This is a genomic window from Enterococcus sp. LJL90 (genome assembly GCF_056924355.1).
Genome location: NZ_JBXPBQ010000001.1, coordinates 750,193 through 771,429 on the forward strand (window position 1 = coordinate 750,193; position 21,237 = coordinate 771,429).

Consider the following 21,237-nt stretch of genomic DNA (forward strand, 5'->3'; position numbering starts at 1 on the left):
GTTTGTTATTATATAAATTTTTAACGCCAGCCTAAGCCCGGTGCCACATCTTTAATGATGGTTTCAAGCAAATGCATGTTGTATTCGACGCCTAAAGTATTTGGAATGGTAATCAGCACCGTATCTGCTTCTTTAATAGCTTCATCTTCAGCTAATTCCTTCACCAATTTGTCTGGTTCACCAGCAAAGGTGCGCCCAAAAATAGTTGGATTGCGATGATAAGCTAGAAAGCCGACTTGATCATACTGGGAATCATCCTCTTGACCAAACAAGCGTAAATCCAAGTCAGTTGTAATTGGCTGAATTGAACGAGTTACTAAAGTTCTAGGTTCAAAATTATGACCAGCTTTTTTCCACGCTTCTTTATAGGCTCGCAACTGTTTGGCTTGTTGAATATGGAAGGGCTCATTAGTTTCATTGTTCACTAGGGTTGAAGATTGCAAATTCATCCCTTGTTGCGCCGCCCAAATGGCAGTTTCTGTGGAACCAGCGCCCCACCAAATCCGTTGACGCAGTCCTTCTGAATAGGGTTCAATCCGCAGTTTTCCAGGAGCTTGAGGAAACATCGGCATAGGATTAGGCTCAGCGAAAGGCTTACCTTCAATTAAGTCCAAAAATTCCAAAGTTCTTTGCCGAGCGATTTCTTTGATCTCTTCCTCAGAATAATCATAACCGAAATATTGCCAGCCATCTAAAACTTGTTCAGGTGAACCACGGCCAACGCCCAACTCCACGCGACCTTGAGTAATAACATCCGTTAAGCCGGCATTTTCTGCCATGTAATAAGGATTTTCGTAGCGCATGTCAATCAAACCGGTACCAATTTCAATCTTACTAGTTTTAGCGCCAATCGCAGAAAGCAATGGAAACGGTGAACCAATTTGCGGTGCAAAATGATGGACCCGATACCAAGCACCGTCAATGCCGATTTTTTCGGCTTCAACTGCCAGTTCAATTGATTGTAGATAAGCATCGCTTGCCGTCTTAACCAAAGAACCTTGATCCATCCAATGGCCAAAACTTAAGAAACCAATTTTTTTCATCTGTGTGACCTCCTTTATTTTCAACGCATCTTTAAATAACTTGAGCCCATCTTACTACTATTCTAAGAAAAAAACGAATAATTGTTCTCGGGGGTGGATATTGGTGGTTTTAAAGGGAATTCATTTGTAATAAAGAAGGAGATGAATGGTAAAATTTTAGATTTTATGTTTATTTTTTTTGATTAAATAAGAAAAATTGTAGGAATGTTTTGGGGGTGAGAACTGATTCATTCTCTAAGATTTTCAAATAATTGAAATCGCAGATGATAAAATATTGCAAAAAATTGATCATCTGAACGAAGTTAGAATTTACATGATTGGGAAAAAAATATTAATACAATGCGTTTACTGAGGACATACTAGTTAAATTTTACCGGGAGAGCCTCCATTCAAGGTTGGTGTGAGAGAAACTGATGAGGAGATAGCTTTGGTTTAGACGTAAAATTATGGACTAAACCAAAGCTTTACATGGGGATACATCATGAGAATAGCTAACTTTACTTTAATTGAAACTCAATTTCTTTTTGGAAGCCCTTCTGGTTACTAGGGCTTTTAAAATGGAAAATCATTTTGAACTGCGTTTCAGGGGTAAAGGCTTGGCTGGTGCTAGCTTCTGAAAAGTCAAAATTATTTTGAAAGCTTTCACCTGGCTGAATTGTGGTTAGTAAGTAGATGGCACTTTTGCCCATAAAAATGGGTTGCCATTGTTGCTCTTGTAAGTATAATTCTTCTGTATCAGATAATATGATGTCGATATTTTCCTCTGAACTATTTGATATGAAAATACTACCTGCAAACATATTTGTCGAATTTTTTTCGAAAACAAGACTGAGCTGAGGTGCCGTTTCACTCGAATCTGTAATCAAATCGTAATTACTTTTTCTAGTCGAAGTAGTATTTTCTGTTGGTTCTAATGTGTTTTTGCAACCTGTTAGAACTAAACTCGCTAAGAGCAACAGTGAAATTGGCTTTTTCAAATGTGACCTCCTAAGGTTTTGTCTGAGTTGGTTTGATTTCAGTATAGCATTGAATCTTATGGAAGAGAGGCACATATTCTTAAATGAGAATAATTAGGAGATTTAATCCAGTTCGGATATGGAAGCAGAAAAAAGTTTAGTCATGATAGGCTCAATCGAGCATTAGGGTCACGAAGGAGCCTATTTTAAATTAGACATTAAAGCAAAACGGATAAATCTGTAGGGCTTTTAAGGCTGTTACTTTTGGCAATAAAATCCTTACAGGACAGATGCAAAACTTTTTAAAACAAAATAGGTAATAAGGGACTATGATGAAACGATTTAGGAATTATCAATAACAGTTAGGGATATACGGGAAGTATATGTTCGTGAGTTAAACCAAGTACGAGTGAAACGGCAATATATTTTGGAAAAAATTAAAAAGATTATCTATAAATCGTATAGATACAATAATTTAAATGATTCAGTAAAATATTATCTATTTAACGCAAAAAGATTTTTATTTTTGAAATTTACTTTCCATCAAAATGAAAAGATGTTAAAGTTATAATTGGTAAAACAAAAAAAGGATAGGGGATTTTTTATGAAAAGTAAAAAGATGATTGGGTTAACTCTAGTAACACTATTGGCACCGACTTTTTTAAATGCTCATGTGGCTTTTGCCGATTCAGCAGAAGTTGCACAACCGGAGGAAGTAACCACAGCACCAGTGACAGATACAACTTCGGCGGCCGTGGCGGCTGAAACACCTCAAGCCACACCAGAAGTAGCACAAACTGAACCAACACCGGACACAACAGTAACAACACCTTCTACTGAAGAGACAGTGCCACCAGTTGTTGAAGAAACAACTCCTTCAGTTGAAGAAGAGGTAGCAGAAACCACACCATCTGCAGAAACACCAGCTGAAAACAATTCTTCAACTGATGCTTCAGCGGAAGTGGTTGTTCCAACTGAAACGGAGGAGACTCCTACACCTGCACCAGCTTTACCAATCCCACCAGTGACCGGTGAGGACGCTGATTCGCCAATGATTAAGGTAGCACCACAAAAAACTTTAGAGTATAAGAGTGTATTTAATCCATTGGAGGGTGTATTTGCAATAGATGCTGATGGGACAGATCTTACTAGTCAAATCAAAGTCATTTCGAATACGGTTGATACTAACGTTCCGACTGGCGAAGACGATGCTCCTTATCAAGTAGTTTATTCAGTAACCAACGCCGCAGGAAAAACGACTACAGCAACTGTTGAAGTTCTTGTTGCACCAGAAAATGTTGGTTTTCTGAGTGTCTCACCTTTTAGTGTAACAGTGGCACAGGGCGGGGATTATCAACAAGAAATTACCGAAAACATTGTTGTATTAGATCCTTACGGAAATGTCGCTCCAAGCAGTGATTATGTGCTGAGATTTGTTGGAGGGATTTATGCTGGAGAGCCTGGGAGTTATCAAGTTACCGTATTGGTTCATTCGACAAAATACAATACCTTGACGGAGACGGTTGTTACGATTAATGTGATAAAAGGTTTGAATTTAAATGCGACTAATCAAACATTATATGTAGGCCAAACTTTTGAGCCAATGGCCAACGTTACTGCAACTGAAATTAGGAAAGATGGCTCAACAGTTACACTAGGAGCTTATGATGGAAATACTGATACAGGAATTTCGTACACAGGTAATGTAGATACAACAACAGCAGGAGTTTATCCAGTAACCTACAGTGCAAAAAATTCTGCGGGGGTTATTGAGTCTAAGACAGTTAATATTACTGTAGAAAAAAGAGTACCAACCATCATTGTCGCTGACCAAACAGTTTATCAAGATCAAGTGATTGATGATGCAACAATCTGGAGCTGGGCTACAATTTCAGATCCTGTAGATTCAGCGGAAGATTTGACTAAGTCATACACTATTACCCCGATTAGCGTCATGCGCGCGGGCTCGATTGATACTACAACAGTAGGTGCTGCTTACACTGTTGAATATACTGTAACGAACACAGCTGGAGAAGTTGCGACTGAATCTATCACCGTGACTGTGGCTGAACGTGTTGCAACAATTAATGCTACAGACCAAGTAGTCGGCATTGGAGATATTGTCGATGACGAAACTATTTTAGGTTGGGCAACTGCCAGTGATGTTGTCGATGGTGATAATTTACCAGTGACTGAATATACAGTTGTTGGCGGAGAAACGATTGACACTTCTGTTCCGGGTAGTACCTATACTGTCATCTACACCTATACAAACTCTGCTGGAAACGAGGCAACTAAAACAATCACTGTGACTGTTGCAGAATTACCAGCTCCAACAATTACAGTTGAAGACAGAGTAATGTATATAGGGGACACTATCACTGAAGAAATGGTTCTTGGCTGGGCTGAAACTACCAATGCTGAGTATATTTCTTTTGAAATTATTGGTGACGGCATTCCTTATGATCCGGCAACTAACACATTAGTTGAAGCTGGAGAATACCAAATTAAGTTTACGGCTTATTCTGGTATGGGAACTGAGTATGAACAAACAGCTGAAACAACAATGACCTTAACTGTTAAAGAGAAAGAAAATGCTACGGTTACTACTCCAGTAGATAATAAAACAAACACAACCACCAAAACAGTAACTAGCGGCAAAAAACCTTTACCGGCTACTGGTGAAAAAGAAAGCAGTATGATGGCAACGGTATTAGGGTTGACATTATTAGCCAGTGTTTACTTTATGAAGAAAAAAAGAGAAGACGAGTTTAACTTATTTTAAGCAAGACTCAATGATACCGTAGAAATTTGAAACCCCCAAGTAAAATCTATTAGATTTTACTTGGGGGTTTTTGATAAACATTAAAAGATAATTATTGTCGGGTGGGATGGAATCTTTGGTAGACAGGGTGTTCAAGCTCTCCTACTACTATTCCCACTCCAATGCCACAGGTCTAGTTCAAACCCTTGATACAACTGACTTTTTAGGGTCTACATACCATTTTGGCGGGGTCTTTGGCGGGGCGCTGTTTTTAATTCCTTGTGTAACGGCTTGATTACCTAAAAACTGTATTTTTGACTGTTTAGCAGTTTGAACATTAATGTTTCCAGACATTTCTTCTGCAATAGCAACATCAGCACCTGACCACATATGGGCATAATGCTTTAAAGTGATTTCTGGTGAAGAGTGCCCCATTCTTTGTGATAATACTAAAACCGATACGTTAAACTCATTTATCAAGTATGAAGCATGACTATGACGCAGTCCTTTAGCTTGAATTTTTTTGACTCCAGCAAGTTTAGCATAGCGAGCGATGATTCTAGACGTAGTTGACTTAACCATCGGAAGCCCATCATAAGAGAAAATGAAGCTATTTTCATTACCAAGCCCCATTGTTTGTTGTCGGTTTTTCCATTTTTTTAAAATAGAGATGGTATCATCATCTAATGCAATGGTTCTTTTTCCATCCTCGGTTTTAGTGTAGGCATTTCTTTTCCAATCACTTTTTCTTTTCAAAACTAGCATATGATGCACACGCATCCGCTTTTTGGAAAAATCTACATCTTCCCAGAAAAGGGCAGCTCCCTCGTTAACACGTATTCCTGTCATGTAATAAACCCAAAGCATAACAAAATTTAAATGTTCATAGAAGTCACCAAGATAGATTTGACTGACTACTTTTTCAAAATCGTCTTTTGTCCAATAAGGAACAATAGATTTTCCTTTAGGTATGGATTTTACTCTTTTTGAGATGTTATGTTCTAGATACTGCAGTTCAACAGCTTTATCAAGGCTTTTGCGAAACATTCCAAAGACAAGACTAGCATATGATTGTGCATACCCAGCTCCACCATCTTCTTGAGAGGTAAGTAACCATGTTCTAAAGTTCTGTACGGATTCAATTGAAATTGAACGTAAGGCGGTCGTAGCGAAGCGGTCACGGATTTTTTCAAGGGTTTTTTTACGAACAGAAAAGGTACTTTCTTCAACATCAGTTTTATAGTAGGGGATATACACATTATCCATATACTGCTGGTAAGTCATATTATAATTAGCATAGCCTTGAGCTTGGTGATACTCATTTCTGATACGAGTGAGTTCTTTATAAGCTTCATGAGCGGAGGAAAAGGGAGTACCGTTTTGTGTGGTTCTACCTTTTTTTCTAATACGCTTACCATTAATTCTATCTGTGCCGAGTTCTGTTTCATAAAAAAATTTACCTTGAGAATCAATTCTTACACCAGGATATTTAGTTTTTGCCATTTTCTAACAACTCCAATTTAAGTTCCACGCCTAAAATGGATTCAACGGCTTCTTTTGGGACTCGCCCCAACCGCTTATTGTTATAGAAGGGATATCCTTTTTGTACCATAATTGTTTTAGATTGTCTAATCAAGTTTGCAGCGGTATGAGGTGGGTAACCTAATGAAACTAAATCGTTTTTACAAATTGTCTTGTTCATTATTTCCACTGCTTTCTTTTTCTTTCTTCTCGTGAGATAATTCTAAAGACAGTTGTTTGGCTGTTGATAACTCGTCATCGTTTGCTTTGGTCGGCTCGATGGCGGGTTTTTCTTCTTTTGAAAGTGAGTCAATTACATTTTTTAAAAGTTTTTCAGTTCGATTGTTTGAAGACTTATTGGTGTTGAATTGTTCATTTAGATAAGGGTTCGGTTCTCTAGATGATTTATCAATAATAAATTTTTGTTCTTTTTCATTATAAAACTCAACATCAAGATATTGAGTTGTCAACTTCATTACTAATCCAAGTCTTCTCGCTAACTGTTGAAAGGAATCAATATTACTGTCAATTCGCTTATTTTCTTTACAGAGCTTGCTATAAAAACTTTGTGGAGAATAAGGTGACGTAATAATAATGGTTTCTGCTAGTAAGGGCTTATCAAAATACCGACTAGCTCCCATTGCTTCATCATTAAAAGGGTCAAGCATTTTCAATAAATCAGCATACTCAAATGTATCAGACCTAAGTTCATCAAGGATGATTACACTTTCTAATTGGTACCGTTGAAAAGGATCACGGCTAGAACCTGATATATATACTTTGTTCGTAAGGGAATCTCCATAGCTTTTAGCCAAACGAGTTTTACCCTTTCCAGAATCACCATGAATCCAAATAACTTCGACTTCTTGATTGTTTTCTTTCATCTTTTCTCTCCACATATTAGCTTTTCGTTCCACAAATTTTTGATAAACACTGTCTATTTTTGTGCGAAGCTTAGCATATTGGGAGCCAGTTAATTCTTGTTCAATTTCTTCACGAGTCATTTTACCTACATAAAGCAAATCAAGATATATATCAGTAATTCGTTCTAATATTTTTGAATTAAGGTTAGTATGCTTTTTTATACTTTCTATCAAATTTTGAAAATCAAAATTAGCAATCACTTCTTCGGATGAATATTGGTACTGACTACTAGCTGATGCCGTGGCATGAACTAAATAAGCATAACCGATATTAGAATCGCCATCCCATTTTTCAATATATTGTGGCTTTTCATTAAGAAGTTTAGCAATACTATTTATACTTCTAGCATTTTCAAATTGCAGCATTACATGAATATGCGTTTTTTTTAAAGAGCCTTCCTCATTTGTATCTTTATCATGAAGAATAGCAGCGTATTTAAGTGGTTTTAAGGTCATCTTAATATGAATTATCAGGGCATCCATGGATTTGAATGGTAGGTACTCCATATATTGCATATACATCATATTTTTTGCTTTCATCATCTTTTCGTCCTCCTTGTTTAGCAACACTGACACCTGCAGCAACAAGCCCAAAAGCTGCAGGTATGACAGCATTTGTATAAGCTATGACACTTTTTTTAAGTATTCATTTCTATCCAAACTCCGAGCTACGCTCTCGTTCGAATAGAAATGATACATGTAGCTATGCTTCGAGTAGCGTGACATCTTCCGCTGTTACTGACAAATTGTTCCGAAATTCTCCATATACGTTTCCATTTGGATTAATCAAATCCACTTTACAAGGTGAAGGAATTGCCATTGGCTTTTTACCCAAGACTTTAACTGTAAATGTTTCTCCAACATTATTCACGCCATTAGTATCTCCCCCGTAATTATGGGTATCACTCCAAACAATTATAGAGTACTTTGCACCAAGAACCTTTTTTGTCTCGAAATCAACAAGAATATCTGATTTCATAACAATAAGTTCTATATTCTCAAGAAATTCATCAATATCAAATTTTACAAATTTATTTAATTTTTTCATATTGTCCTCCATTATTAGAATAGAATATTGCTAGGTTAGCGCAGCAATATTCTATTCATTTTTTTGTCTTAGATTGAAACATGTTATAAATCGCAACCTTTAAAAAGGTTGCATCTAAACTTTCACAGTCGCCCTGTGGGGGGCAGCTCAAACAAAATGTTTGAGCAAGAGTAAGCGTGAAAATTAGTGGTTTAGCCGTCAACTCCTTATCCTCACAATCAGAGTTCGATTGTTCCGGTACCGTTGACTGCACAATGAATTAGCTTTTTTTTAAAGCTAGTTCTTGCATGATAGATAAAAAGCAAATTGTAGCTTATTACTTTCTATCCAAGAAATCTTTTATGTCAGAATCTAGTTTTTTAAATTTTCTGACTGTAGGGACTACTATTTGCTCTAGTTCTTTACCATCTTGCAGCATATATCCATGACGAATTGGCAATGACTTCACACCTTCATCGGGGAATAGCATTTTCTGTGCTTCTTTAGAGATTCTGCCAAAGGCTAAACGAGTTGTTATGTTGTCTCTGGAACCACCTTTTCCAAAGTAAAGGCTGTCAAATCTCTGCATGATAAAGAATCCCCTTACATTGAGTGCTCTCGACATACTTAATAAGCGATTAAGCCGAGTTTGTACCTCTTCTTGCTTTTTTTTATCATGCGCGAGCGACATAATTAAAGCTGAGAATTCTTCTATAAAGAAAATCAAAAGAGGTGCTTTTTCTTCGTTATTGAGAAGTCGCTTTTCAAATTCCTCATAAACATATTCCAGACCTTCTACTGCATTATCACCAAGATAGACTCCTTTGCGTCCAGAAAATTCTTTATATTCAAAGTTTTTTGGATCAATTAGTACTATATCAGAGTCCTGATAATTGGAGTTGCGGATAATGGAAGCGATGATGAGTTTGACAGCTATGGTCTTACCAGAATTACTGGGTCCAACAACACTGGTGAAAATAGTGTTTTTGAATAGATTTAAAGCGGAAGCGGGAAAGATTCTCCCGCTATTTTTGTCCAATTGCTTAAAAACATAAATATTTTCTTTTGATTTAAGCATAAAAATCATCATCTAAGTTAGTATCATTTGAATTGTTAAGCGGCAGATAAAATTGTTTATCATGAAGTTTAAAATTTACAAAATTATCATCAATATCGACTGTCTCAAACAAAATTCGCTGTAGTACCTTGTTTTGAAGCCCAAGTGGAGTTTGCTGTTGGTTTCTTAAGAATTGCTTCGAGATAAACGAGAGTTGTTCAGAATCAATTAATTCTGCATTAAGAGTCTTTCTCAATGATATTACAACTGTTGCTCCTAAATCCTGAGCGACTGAATTAGTCATGACTTGCGTATAAAACTCATCATAATCAATTTGAAATTTTATATAATCATTACCGTTCAAATAATCAAGCAGATAATAAACGAACTCTCCGAAATTCCACAACGGTAATGGCTGTTTTTTAGCATTTTTTTCTTCTTTTTGCCGAGCTAATTGGTTAAGCAAATCCTCCGGATTACCTAAGAAAACATAAGTCAACAGAGCAAAAATCAAGAAAGGTAGTAGCCATTTTGCTAAAATTATCATCGCAACTGCACAAACAATAATCAATAGTAATACTACTAATACGTGTGAGAATTTTGGTTTGGATTTCTTCCAGCTTTTAATAAAATCTAAAATTGTTTTTATTGTAATTCACTCCTTTTTTATTGACATGAAGTGGTATGCATACCATTTTTTGCTAGCAAAATTGTAAGAACGGCGCCTGTTTCTTACAAAATCTATTATATCAAATCGGGATATTTCAAAGAGAACTAGCCTATTTGCTTTTAACTAATGTTTATCAGAACTGTAGATGAAAAAAAGCAAGGCAAGATTGAAATATTTCAGCTTAGAGTTAAAAAACGTAAAAAATGCGTGTCAAGTCTTTTTTTTAGTGAATTAAAAAAAATGAATAAGAAGAGGCTGGAAAGGTTGATACAGCAATTTTTTCACTGATTATACTTTTTTCGTTTTTATTCACAACGTAGCTCATTATCACTTGTTACAACAATGTTGACGGCTATATTTTTTGTAATAAAGAATTAAAATGCTAAATAAATCGAAGCATGACGGAAGTTTAGATGGTTTTATCGTGAAGAGTTCAAGAGGGAGGTTTCTATATTTATTAGAAAATATCACAAGACCATTGAAATTAGCATTGCAAAGTAAGTGGGGAAAATGGTCCATTTGTTGGACATGTAAGGGGATGTATAACTATGACTCATAATTCAAAAAAAGAAAATATGGCGATTACTAAAGGAGCGATGAAATCTGAAGAGTTGTATGAGGTCTTAAAAATACAAATTTGACATAAATATTTTCCATAGAGTGAAGGATATGTGATATATGGTGGGATAGTTCTGTAATTAGCGGTTCATAATGGGACCTTCCAACAGTTATATTTTTTTCAAAAACTATTGCAGAAGGACAGAATTAAAGCTTGTTGTGGCTAAATTTATTTTTAGCAGCAACAAGCTTTATTCATTTGAAAGCCTCAATGTTTGAGTAAACAACTCAATATATTGGGCTTTTTTTGGCGATTGTTGAAGTAGCGTCAAGAAAGTTGACATATCTTCATCTACTTGTGAAAAAGGAAGAAAAAAATCACTTAAAGAAACTTCAAGAGCAGAGAGTATCTTTATCAGTGTGTCTAATGAAACATTTCTCTTGTTATTTTCAATTAGATTGATAAAAGGGAGACTTAATTCACTACTTTCAGCAAGTTCTTGTTGAGTCATTTTTTTTGATATTCGCAATTCTCTAATATCGCTCCCTAAGGAATACATAATATCTTTCCTCATTGTTTCACTTCCTTTTTGCTTGCGTTTATACAATTGTAAATACTCCGTTTGCTTTTTTATATAAACAAAAGTATTTTATTAGTATCAAAACTTTACTAATAGAAAACATGATGGTAAAATTATTCTTGTAATATGTTCAAATAGTAGCTATTTAAACTGAATAATACATTGGAGGAGTAAAAATGGAAAAAAGAGTTGAGTATAAGAAGAGAGTGGCAAAAAGCAAAAAAAGAAAGTTGTCTAAAGCTTTTGGTATTTCTTCGATGGGGTTAATTTGTGCGGTAACTTTAGGGATGACTCATGAAGTCCAAGCTGCGGAATGGACTGCTAACACGCCAGAGCAAATTGTAATTGCTGACGGTGCTACGGAGTACACTATGAACTTAGGCGATACTCTTTGGGCAATCGGTATGAAAATCAATGTAAGTCACGTTGATTTAGCCGAAGTTAATGGAATTGATTTGCAAGCGGGGGAACAATACAGCTTACCTGTTGGTCGAGCAATTAAAATCACTCAAGACGGTGCTTTAACTGCTACTGACTCTAACGGAACTGTAGTTGGTGAAAAACAAAATGCTTCAAAAGTAGACGAAACTAAGGACTACGGCTACAACATTGTTGAAGCTTCACAAAATCCAACTATATCTAATGGCGGAACTACTTCAAACCCGAGTGGTACAAGCACAGATGGAGGCGAAAATGCTACTAACACAAACAGTAACTCAAGTAACAACGGAAATACGAACAACGGTGGTTCTAACAATGCTGGCTCTGAAAATGGGGGTACTACTCCAGAAGCACCAACTAACCCCACAGACCCTAGTAATCCTACTGACCCAGAGCAACCAGGGGGGGAAGATGAAGAAACTGCGAAGCCTGTAATAATTCGCTACATCAACACAGATGGTACTGAAATTGCTGATTCTAAGACTGTAGAAGGCGAAATTGGCGACATGGTGTCTGCTACTGCTTTAGAAATTGAGGGTTACACTTTAGTTGGAGATAAATTGCAAGAAGTATTTATTTCTGCAACAGGCCAAACTATCACGTTTACTTATCAAAAATCAGATGTTGAAAACCCAGAAGTTGTGGCAAAACCTATTGTAATTAATTACATGGATTTAAGCGGTAACTCTATTAAGGGCTCTGATACAGTAGTCGGGAAAATTGATGAAGAAGTAATTGTAAATGCTCCAACAATTGACGGCTACACTGTTCAAGGTGATATAACGCATACTTTATACATTAGTTCTACATTACAGACCATTAACTTCTACTATAGTAAAGATAATGAACCAACAATTGAAGCACAACCTGTAATCGTAAGTTATGTTGATACAGCGGGTAATACTCTTAAAGCTAATACTCAATTGACCGGTAACGTTGGTGATATTGTAACGGCTATTGCACCAGCAATTAGTGGTTACACTGCTCAATCTCCAACTAGTGTAAGCAAAACTATCAGTGGTGAAGTACAGTACATCCAATTTGTTTACAAAAAAGATGAAGTAACGCCACCAGAATACACTGTAGGACAAGAATTGGAACGTAAAACTGGTTTCCAAACTACAACTGATGTAGACACTGAAATGTGGGAAGCGATTGACCGTTGGACTGAGTTCGGAATGCAAAATGGTTTCTTAGTAACTGGCTATTGGGCTGGTGTAGAAGGTGAATACTATTATGTAATTACTGTTGATACTTTACTTTGAAACTAATTTAAATGAAATTACCCCGCTAAAATATTTTCATAGCGGGGTAATTCTACTATTTTTTAAGCACTAATTGATTCGGATATAACTAAATAATTATTCTAATACTCTTGATCAATTGCTTTTAGTTCGTTACCAATTCTTGTTACGATTCCTGTAACGAGAGCATTTCCCATAAAAAACATTCTCATTCGATCAGAAACTTCGGAAATTTCACCAACAGTATTAATTTTATATTTCGTCCAATCATCAGGGAAATCTTGCAACCTTTCAGCTTCTATAGGAGTAATGAGTCGGTATTTTCCGTTTATGAAGAGTAAATGGGTAGAGCGGTTAATAGTTCCTTCCGAAGTTAACATTGTTCTTCCAGGTAAATCTAGTGAATCATATGGACTCATACCACCTTCAGAATATATATATTCATGACCGTCAGCAGATGTGCGATTGACTCTTTTTGCACCTCGTAAATATTTGAATTTTTCAAGTTTTTCTCCAGATATATAGTAATTTTTAGGGATTTCACTTTCAGGCAAAATAATATCTTTTAAATTGATAGGGATTTCTTCCATTGTAGGTTTAGTATCAATGGTGTAGTACTTCCCATGTCTCATAACACCAGTATTCCAAATTTTTCCAGTAAAATAATCTGATACTTCAACAACATCAGCAGATAAGCTGCTAAAAGAGTGACGACTTTTATAAGGGAAATTAACAATAGGAAATTGTCGAGCAAATAGGCCTGTTTTAAAAATGTACTCATCATATTTATGAGGATCTTCGTTATCTAATAAATTATCAATTGGTCGTGAGTTTTCATACATAATGTCGAGATGTTTAGCCCAACGAGTGTCATTTCTGTACACGAAAAAAAATACTCTTCTTCTTCTTTGAGCCCTGCCATACTCCGCAGCATTGATTACTCTCCATTCTACCGAATAACCCAACTCATTAAATGCGGCAAGCATTATTGCGAAATCTCGTCCACGCTGTTTAGAGGGAGACTTCAAAAGCCTGTCAACATTCTCCAAAATTAAGTATTTTGGATTAATATGATTTACGGCTCTAATTATTTGCCAAAATAATACTCCTTTTTTCCCCTCTATACCCAATTCGTGTTTCTTGCTTCGAGCAACTGAATAATCTTGACATGGGAAGCCTCCAACAATCATATCAACTCCATTGCTCTTCATTTCCTCAAATTTCTCGTCTGGAATTAATTCTACATCTGTATTTATATGAGACATCTCAGGAAATTGGTATAATCCCACTTCAAAAGCATCTTGGGATTTTTTTGAAGGCTCGAATTGGTTAGAATAAGTTGTGTGAAAAAAATTCGGATCTGAATTGTTCAATCCCACTATGAAACCTCCAACTCCGTCAAACATTGAAAAAATTTTCATTGAAAAAGTACTCCTTATCGAACGTATTTTCGTAAAGTAGATTTATTATAGCTCATTTTGTCAAAATGATCAAGTTTTTTAGCTAATACTTTTACAGCAAGGTTTTAAGCATTCAGTAAGCAAAAAAAAACATGAATTATTATTTGCAAATTGTTATACTTAATGTTGTAGAAATAAAAAGTAAGCATTACTTTATGTCTAAAGGCGGGATGAAATGAAAATCTATGATGACATTCTATATGACAAGGCAGATCCTTTAAGCATTGAAAAATATTCTAAACAATTAATCAGCAAAACTTTTGAAGATGTGTTGAAAGAATATTCTAATTCAGATGATGAGTTTTATAGATTGCGTGAGTATTATAATAATCCTCGTTCAAAAGGTGGGTTAGGAAACCTGATTGAAAAATTCTTTTTTTTCTATGAACCTAATAGTAATCCAGAACCTGATTTTGCAGAAGCAGGGGTAGAATTAAAAGTGACTCCCTTTGAGAAAATGAAGAATGATAAGTATAGAGCAGGGGAAAGATTAGTTATAGGTATGATACCGAATGAGACTCCTATAAATAACAATTTTGAGGATTCACATGTACTTGATAAACTTCGATTGGTTTTACTAATATTGTATTTACGGGATAAAAGTAAAGAAAGAATAACTTATACAATAGAATATTCTAAACTTTTTTCTATTTTAGGTGAAACATGTAAAGAAGACCTTGAGATAATTAAATCTGACTATGAGATAATTTCAAACAAAGTTATTGAGGGTCGTGCACATGAATTATCTGAATCTGATACTATGTACTTGGGTGCTTGTACTAAAGGAGCAACAGCAAGCAAAAGTCTCCAATCTCAATATTATAACGTGAGTATTCCTGCTAAGAGACGGGCTTTTTCATTAAAGCAAGGGTATATGACTTTCATTTTGAATAAATATATTTTAGGGGATGTTGATACATATGAATCAATATCCCAAGAGAAAAATGTAACAAAACAAGAATTTGAACAAATGGTTTTAAGAAAAATTTTACAGAATAAAGGAAAATCTGAAAGTGTATTAAGACAAGAATTCAATATGGTACGAGACACCAGTAAAGATATCTTTAGTCATCTTGCTTTTGCAATGCTAGGTATAAAGTCTAATAATGCAGAAGAGTTTTTGAAGTCAGATACATTGGTAAAAGCCATAAGGATTGAAAAAAATGGAAAAATCAAGGAAAGTATGTCATTTCCCACTATAAAATTTAATGAGTTTTTAACAGAGGAGTGGGAAGAATCATATGTATATAACTTCTTTACTCAGAAAAGATTTCTTTTTGTTGTTTATAAAAACAATGGTACTGAGTATGTATTGCAAGATGCTAAATTTTGGAACATGCCAATGTCAGACCTAGAAAGTATTGGAAAAGAAGAATGGCTTATAGTTCAAAAAATTGTAAAAGATGGTGTCAAATTGGTTCCAAAAGGAAAAACTATTAGCAATAATTTTCCAAATATGTCAGAAACGAAAATTTTTCATTTGCGCCCACATTCAGCAAAAGCAGCATATTTAATTGGTGGGGTGAAGTATGGTAGCGGTAGCTTGAAAAGTGATGCAGATACATTACCTAATGGTAATATGATGACAAAGCAGTGTTTTTGGTTAAATAAGGATTATATCTTGGAGCAGTTATAAGGAGGGAGCTATGTTTGAAAAGGATCTAGCAAATGAAGCAATTATTTCTCAGTGGATCAGAGATTATTTTTTTAGTACAAATGAATATCAAGGTGATTTTGAATATATAACGGATATAGAATCTCAAAAAAAAGGAATGGATTTGGTTTTACATAGCCATGTTCTTTTTGGAGATAATGCTAGACATGTAATTGATGAGAAATCTGCAAGTAATTATATTAAAATTAATGATATGGAAAGAAACATGCCAACGTTTGCGTTTGAACTTGATTATCAAGGGGTAAATGGAAAACGAAATGATGGATGGCTTTTCGGAAATCAATTTAAAGAAACAGAATACTATCTTATAAATTGGCTTTGGGCAGGTAATTACAGTGGAGAAAAAGGACAAAAAAAAGATATTGATGTGACAGAAATTACCTACGACTCATTAACGAAAGCAAAATGCCTGCTCATTAAAAAAGAGGATATCCAAGACTACTTGAAAAAATTTAAAGTTACAAGTCGAAATTATCGTATAGTTTCCGAGAGAATTCGAAATAAGTCAATCATAAAAGAGAATAAAAAATCTTTAGACGATAACTTTAAGTTTCCGAGAGTTCACTATAGTCCACAATTAGCAGAAAAGCCCGTGAACGTTGTTATTCATCAAAATGATTTAGAAAAATTAGCAGTTAAAAGGATATGTATTGGGAAAGACAACGTCAAAATTGATTGATTTATTCTATCTTTTTTTCATTTATCACTCTATTGATTACATCAAGACAAAAGTCAGTTCTTTTTAAAACTTCTTTTTCCCAAAAATGTAGAGGAGTCCAACCTAAATCATTTAGAAGTAAATCATTTCTTTTATCTCGAGATATGTTTTCTTCAATTTTTTCTATCCAATAGTCACGATTTCTTTTTAAGTTTTTCTTTCTTGCTTCCCAATTCTCACCATGCCAAAATTCACCATCTACAAAAATGGCTATTTTATATTTTGTAATAGCAATATCAGGAGAGCCTGGAAGTTTTTTATAATTTTTTCTATATCTAACATTATTATGCCAAAGAGATTTTGCTAGAATAGTTTCTGCCTTTCCTCCTTTCAATTTGACATTAGCCATTCTTCTTGAAACAGAAGGGGTGGTTTCAAGCTTTGGGTGCTTCATCTTTAATACCACCTCAAATCGTATAGTTTCATTTATTATAAATTATTTTATTGAATGGATGTGAGAATATGCCTGGATATGTGATTTCTTTAAATACAAGTAATGAAAACGAGCTTTTTGAATTAATTTCAAAAGGTGTATACGGGACGAAGTTAAATATAAAAGAGACTTGGACTGCTCCGGTTGAAGGGACTTTGGCAGATTACTTCTCAATGGAAACAGGAGACCATATTTATTTTTTCCGAAAAAGAAAACTATATGGTATTGGAGAGTTAACAGGTATTGGAAATTATGATTGTAAATTACTAAATTATGAGAATGCTGATGTTCCAGGTATTGATGAAGTCGATAATTCTGAAATGATTATTCCTGATTCATCAATAAGATTTATCTGTACGTTCAAAGCTTCACCTGCTTTTTTTACGAATGGTCTTGATATGGATTATGTATTACAGTCAAATCCAATAGCATTTAAAATGCTTAGAGCCTTTTGGAAACTTTCTTTCATAAAAATTGACGATGTAGAAGATAAAGCATTATTTGATATCATTTTAAGAGAAAATTTTAGATCTTTGGAAAGTAGTTCCGAGAAAATATTGATTGACAGAGTTCTTCATCAAAAAATAGAGAGATTAGATTCGAATAGTCATGAGCTCACTGCTTCCAAAATAATCCAATATTCTCGAAATGGAAACTTATTTCAAAGAGAAATGGGACTTGAGTGTGCTATGATTTCATATCTAATGGAAAATCATCAAAGTTTTGGGAAATGGGATTACTTAAGCCATCAAGTGGTTGCGTCACCATTCAAGCCTATAGATTATATGGATAAAATCGATATTTTTGGTTATAAGCAAGTACCCAATTATAAAACTATAAACGGCTATTTAGTTATGGAATTGAAGAAAGAGAAAGCAGGTAAAGAAGTAGTAGACCAAATCATGAAGTATGTTGATTGGGTAAATGATGAATATTCGCATGGTGATTTTGATATGATTGAAGCGTTTATAATTGCAAATACTTTTGAAAATGATATTTTCGAATATATTAATGAAGTTGGAGTTAGGTCATACTCAAAAAATAAGCCAGCCATAAATAAAATATGGAGGAACTTAAGAGTTTTCAAATATGAAATTGAAGAAGATAATACTTTGTTTTTAAATGAAGTTTTTTATTTAGGTTAAATTGATGGAGAAAAACTAGCATACTGTGTCTTTTTTATATTGCATATTTCAAAGACAAATTTTTCTACAGTTAATGGTGAAATTATTGAGGTGGATTTTTCCGATACAAGTTCAAAAAAAGAAAAAGGAAAGTACTTATAATGTGTTGTTAAGGAATGATGGTGATGGAAAAACAACATGTTTAGAAGCTGTGCTAAAGGTAGTTCATGAAATAAGTACAAAAAAATACAACTATGTGAATGAACACAATGCAATATCATAACAAATAGCTAACCCCGCTAAGAATATTCTTGGCGGGGTTTTTGGCGGGGAACTATATTATTTTAAATAAATTTCATCCCATTTATAACAATAAGAAAGCCATTAAATCAGCGTAAACATGCCAATTAATGTTTGTAGGCTATTCCCACTCCACCGTAGCTGGTGGCTTACTCGTAATATCGTACACAATTCGATTGACATTATCGACTTCGTTGACAATCCGTACGGAGATTTTTTGTAAAATATCCCATGGGATGCGGGCGAAATCGGCGGTCATGCCGTCGATTGAGGTGACGGCCCGGATGCCGATGGTGTAATCATAGGTGCGGCCGTCGCCCATGACGCCGACTGATTTCATGCCGGGTAGGACGGTGAAGTATTGCCAAATGTCACGGTCAAGGCCGGCGTTGGCGATTTCTTCTCTTAAAATGGCGTCGGAATCTCTGACAATTGTTAATTTTTCTCCGGTGACTTCACCGAGGACACGAATCGCCAGGCCAGGACCAGGAAAGGGCTGGCGCCAAACGATGGAATCAGGCATGCCAAGTTCAGTTCCTAAAGCCCGGACTTCATCTTTAAACAAAGTATTTAAGGGTTCAATTAATTCAAATTGCATGTCTTCTGGCAAGCCGCCGACATTGTGATGGGATTTAATCGTTTGGGCTGTTTCTGTGCCGCTTTCGATGACATCAGTGTACAATGTGCCTTGGGCTAAGAAGTCAATGCCCTGTAGTTTTGAAGCTTCATCGTCGAAAACATAGATAAATTCGTTACCGATAATTTTGCGTTTTTGTTCTGGGTCAGACACGCCGGCTAATTTATCTAGGAAACGGCGTTGGGCATTGACTTTGATGATATTCAAGCCGAATTTGCCACCGAGACTTTCCATCACTTGTTCGGCTTCGTCTTTGCGTAACAAGCCGTGATCAACGAAGATACAGGTCAGCTGATCGCCGATAGCTTTTTGTAAAAGGACACCAACTACGCTAGAATCGACACCGCCGGACAAGGCTAACAAGACGTTGCGATCGCCGACTTTTTCACGGACTTTGGCAATTTCCATATCGATGAAATTACCCATGCTCCAGTCGCCAGTGCAATGGCAGACATCAAAGGCAAAATGACGTAATAAATCATTGCCATATTCTGAATGGCGTACCTCTGGGTGAAATTGGACGCCATAGAAATTACGATTTGTATCTTGGATAGATGCGATAGGACAGTCTTTGCTGGTGCCGACAACTTCAAAACCAGTCGGAATTTCAGTGACCAAATCACCATGGCTCATCCAGACAGTTTGTTTTTTAGGGGTGCTGGCAAAAAGAACAGCATCGTCAGCGATGATTTCCAATTCAGCTTTGCCGTACTCACGGTTTTTAGCAGGTTCGACTTTGCCGTCTAACGTATAGGTAATCAATTGCATACCATAACAAATACCTAAAACGGGAATGCCTAATTCTAAAATTTCTGGATCAATGCGAAATGCATTTTCATCATAAACGCTATTGGGGCCGCCGGAAAGAATAATTCCTTTGGGGTTCATTTTACGGACTTCATCGGCGGTGATACGGTGGCTTAATAATTCTGAGAAAACCCCGAACTCCCGGATGCGGCGGGTAATTAATTGGTTGTACTGGCTGCCATAATCTAGCACGATTATTTTTTCAACGCTGGTCATATCGACTTGGGTCACACTATCTACTCCATTTCCTATTTATTTCAAAAGGCGAACCTTTTAAAGCTAGTTGCAACATCAGTTGAAAGAAATTTTAATTTAATAACGTTTCAGATAGATTTCATCAATGATGTGGTGTTCAGATTTATGAAGAATTATATCGGCCCGCTCACGAGTAGGCAAGATATATTCTTCTAAATTTTTCAAATTCACATTTTTCCAAACGCCTTTGGCCATATCGAGAGCGTCTTCTCGTTTGCCGATGGCATATTGATAATAGTAATTTGACGGGTCTAAAAAGGCGGAATCCAACAGAGCTTCAAAGCGATCCAGATACCATTTTTCAATGACGCTAGAATCGGCATCGACAAAAATCGAAAAATCGAAAAAGTCGCTGACATAAATTTGTTGGTTAGCAGGCAGCTGCAACGTATTGATTCCTTCAACAATTAAAATATCAGGTGAGTTGATGTACTCATATTCACCATCGATAATATCATAGACAGAGTGGGAGTACAGGGGAAGTTCAATGTTTTCCTCACCACTTTTGACCCGATTTAACACACTGATTAGATTTTCCATATCATAACTTTCGGGAAAGCCTTTGCGGTCCATAATATCTTTTTCGGCTAAAACTTTATTGGGATATAAGAAACCATCAGTGGTGATTAGTTCAACATTGCGGCGTCTAAAGGTGCGGGATAAAATCGTCTGCAGCAGACGGGCAGTGGTACTTTTACCGACTGCGACACTGCCGGCAATTCCGATGATAAACGGCGGCACCCGCAGGTATCTGTGCAAAAAGAGACCTTTACTTAAGGTCAATGATTCGTATTCTTTTCTGTACAATTGAATCAAGTGGGTCAGCGGCACATAGATATCCTCAACGTCTTGAATGGAAATCTGGTCGTTGAAACTCTTGATATTTTCTAGCTCTTCTGCGGTGAGCGGCACTTTGCCGTTGACGTAGAAATCCTGCCATTCTCCCCGTCCAATTCTGTAATAATTCATCCGTTTGTCCATGGGACCCTCCAAATTCGGTTATACTGCTGTATTTTACCATAAAATTCGCCATTCTCCCATGT

18 protein-coding genes are annotated in these 21,237 nt (G+C 35.8%); 5 read left to right on the top strand and 13 right to left on the bottom strand.

The window, feature by feature from the left end; translation table 11 throughout:
- Positions 1 to 20: 20 nt before the first annotated feature.
- On the bottom strand, positions 21 to 1,043 hold the full coding sequence (locus AC1Z3S_RS03350) for an LLM class flavin-dependent oxidoreductase (RefSeq protein ID WP_461739180.1): 1,023 nt from the start codon (positions 1,041 to 1,043) through the stop codon (positions 21 to 23).
- A gap of 497 nt (positions 1,044 to 1,540) precedes the next feature.
- Positions 1,541 to 2,020, bottom strand: a complete 480-nt coding sequence (locus AC1Z3S_RS03355) for a hypothetical protein (protein ID WP_461739181.1) — start codon at positions 2,018 to 2,020, stop codon at positions 1,541 to 1,543.
- 583 nt (positions 2,021 to 2,603) lie between these two features.
- Here AC1Z3S_RS03355 and AC1Z3S_RS03360 point away from each other — a divergent pair.
- Positions 2,604 to 4,784 carry a bacterial Ig-like domain-containing protein gene (locus AC1Z3S_RS03360; protein WP_461739182.1) on the top strand — a complete coding sequence of 727 codons (2,181 nt, stop codon included), beginning with the start codon at positions 2,604 to 2,606 and terminating at the stop codon, positions 4,782 to 4,784.
- 177 nt (positions 4,785 to 4,961) lie between these two features.
- Here AC1Z3S_RS03360 and AC1Z3S_RS03365 read toward each other — a convergent pair whose 3' ends face one another.
- The 7 genes from AC1Z3S_RS03365 to AC1Z3S_RS03395 form a co-directional block, all read right to left on the bottom strand.
- On the bottom strand, positions 4,962 to 6,266 hold the full coding sequence (locus AC1Z3S_RS03365; RefSeq protein ID WP_461739183.1) for a tyrosine-type recombinase/integrase: 1,305 nt from the start codon (positions 6,264 to 6,266) through the stop codon (positions 4,962 to 4,964).
- Complete coding sequence (locus AC1Z3S_RS03370) at positions 6,253 to 6,465, bottom strand: DUF3173 domain-containing protein (RefSeq protein WP_461739184.1); 213 nt, start codon at positions 6,463 to 6,465, stop codon at positions 6,253 to 6,255. Before AC1Z3S_RS03370 ends, AC1Z3S_RS03365 begins: the two co-directional genes overlap by 14 nt.
- Positions 6,446 to 7,750 (bottom strand): Rep family protein, encoded by a 1,305-nt coding sequence (locus tag AC1Z3S_RS03375; RefSeq protein ID WP_461739185.1) that lies wholly within the window; start codon positions 7,748 to 7,750, stop codon positions 6,446 to 6,448. The genes AC1Z3S_RS03370 and AC1Z3S_RS03375 overlap by 20 nt, the downstream gene beginning before the upstream one ends.
- 160 nt (positions 7,751 to 7,910) lie before the next feature.
- Positions 7,911 to 8,255 (bottom strand): hypothetical protein, encoded by a 345-nt coding sequence (locus AC1Z3S_RS03380; protein ID WP_461739186.1) that lies wholly within the window; start codon positions 8,253 to 8,255, stop codon positions 7,911 to 7,913.
- Positions 8,256 to 8,571: 316 nt separating this feature from the next.
- The gene (locus AC1Z3S_RS03385) at positions 8,572 to 9,312 is read right to left on the bottom strand and encodes a hypothetical protein (RefSeq protein ID WP_461739187.1); all 741 of its coding nucleotides are present in this window, start codon (positions 9,310 to 9,312) and stop codon (positions 8,572 to 8,574) included.
- Positions 9,305 to 9,862: a hypothetical protein gene (locus AC1Z3S_RS03390; RefSeq protein ID WP_461739188.1), complete on the bottom strand. Its 558-nt coding sequence runs from the start codon at positions 9,860 to 9,862 to the stop codon at positions 9,305 to 9,307. The genes AC1Z3S_RS03385 and AC1Z3S_RS03390 overlap by 8 nt, the downstream gene beginning before the upstream one ends.
- 908 nt (positions 9,863 to 10,770) lie before the next feature.
- Complete coding sequence (locus AC1Z3S_RS03395; protein ID WP_461739189.1) at positions 10,771 to 11,094, bottom strand: helix-turn-helix domain-containing protein; 324 nt, start codon at positions 11,092 to 11,094, stop codon at positions 10,771 to 10,773.
- Positions 11,095 to 11,276: 182 nt separating this feature from the next.
- Between AC1Z3S_RS03395 and AC1Z3S_RS03400 the strand changes: the two genes are divergently transcribed.
- Positions 11,277 to 12,806, top strand: a complete 1,530-nt coding sequence (locus tag AC1Z3S_RS03400; protein ID WP_461739190.1) for a MucBP domain-containing protein — start codon at positions 11,277 to 11,279, stop codon at positions 12,804 to 12,806.
- Between the two features lie 101 nt (positions 12,807 to 12,907).
- Here AC1Z3S_RS03400 and dcm read toward each other — a convergent pair whose 3' ends face one another.
- Positions 12,908 to 14,206 (bottom strand): DNA (cytosine-5-)-methyltransferase, encoded by a 1,299-nt coding sequence (gene dcm, locus AC1Z3S_RS03405; protein ID WP_461739191.1) that lies wholly within the window; start codon positions 14,204 to 14,206, stop codon positions 12,908 to 12,910.
- Positions 14,207 to 14,420: 214 nt separating this feature from the next.
- On the opposite strand from dcm, the gene AC1Z3S_RS03410 reads away from it, so the two are divergent.
- Positions 14,421 to 15,881: a Sau3AI family type II restriction endonuclease gene (locus AC1Z3S_RS03410; RefSeq protein WP_461739192.1), complete on the top strand. Its 1,461-nt coding sequence runs from the start codon at positions 14,421 to 14,423 to the stop codon at positions 15,879 to 15,881.
- Between the two features lie 10 nt (positions 15,882 to 15,891).
- Complete coding sequence (locus tag AC1Z3S_RS03415; protein WP_461739193.1) at positions 15,892 to 16,599, top strand: hypothetical protein; 708 nt, start codon at positions 15,892 to 15,894, stop codon at positions 16,597 to 16,599.
- Position 16,600: 1 nt separating this feature from the next.
- Here the strand turns inward: AC1Z3S_RS03415 and AC1Z3S_RS03420 are convergent, their stop codons facing one another.
- Positions 16,601 to 17,032: a very short patch repair endonuclease gene (locus AC1Z3S_RS03420; RefSeq protein ID WP_461739194.1), complete on the bottom strand. Its 432-nt coding sequence runs from the start codon at positions 17,030 to 17,032 to the stop codon at positions 16,601 to 16,603.
- Positions 17,033 to 17,100: 68 nt separating this feature from the next.
- On the opposite strand from AC1Z3S_RS03420, the gene AC1Z3S_RS03425 reads away from it, so the two are divergent.
- Positions 17,101 to 18,216, top strand: coding sequence for a PDDEXK family nuclease (locus AC1Z3S_RS03425; RefSeq protein ID WP_461739195.1), 1,116 nt, complete (start codon positions 17,101 to 17,103; stop codon positions 18,214 to 18,216).
- 400 nt (positions 18,217 to 18,616) lie between these two features.
- Here AC1Z3S_RS03425 and guaA read toward each other — a convergent pair whose 3' ends face one another.
- Together guaA and coaA are read right to left on the bottom strand one after the other, a co-directional pair.
- Positions 18,617 to 20,170: a glutamine-hydrolyzing GMP synthase gene (guaA, locus tag AC1Z3S_RS03430; RefSeq protein WP_461739196.1), complete on the bottom strand. Its 1,554-nt coding sequence runs from the start codon at positions 20,168 to 20,170 to the stop codon at positions 18,617 to 18,619.
- Between the two features lie 81 nt (positions 20,171 to 20,251).
- A complete protein-coding gene (coaA, locus tag AC1Z3S_RS03435; protein WP_461739197.1) occupies positions 20,252 to 21,175 on the bottom strand; it encodes a type I pantothenate kinase in 924 nt (307 codons plus the stop codon).
- Positions 21,176 to 21,237: the final 62 nt, after the last annotated feature.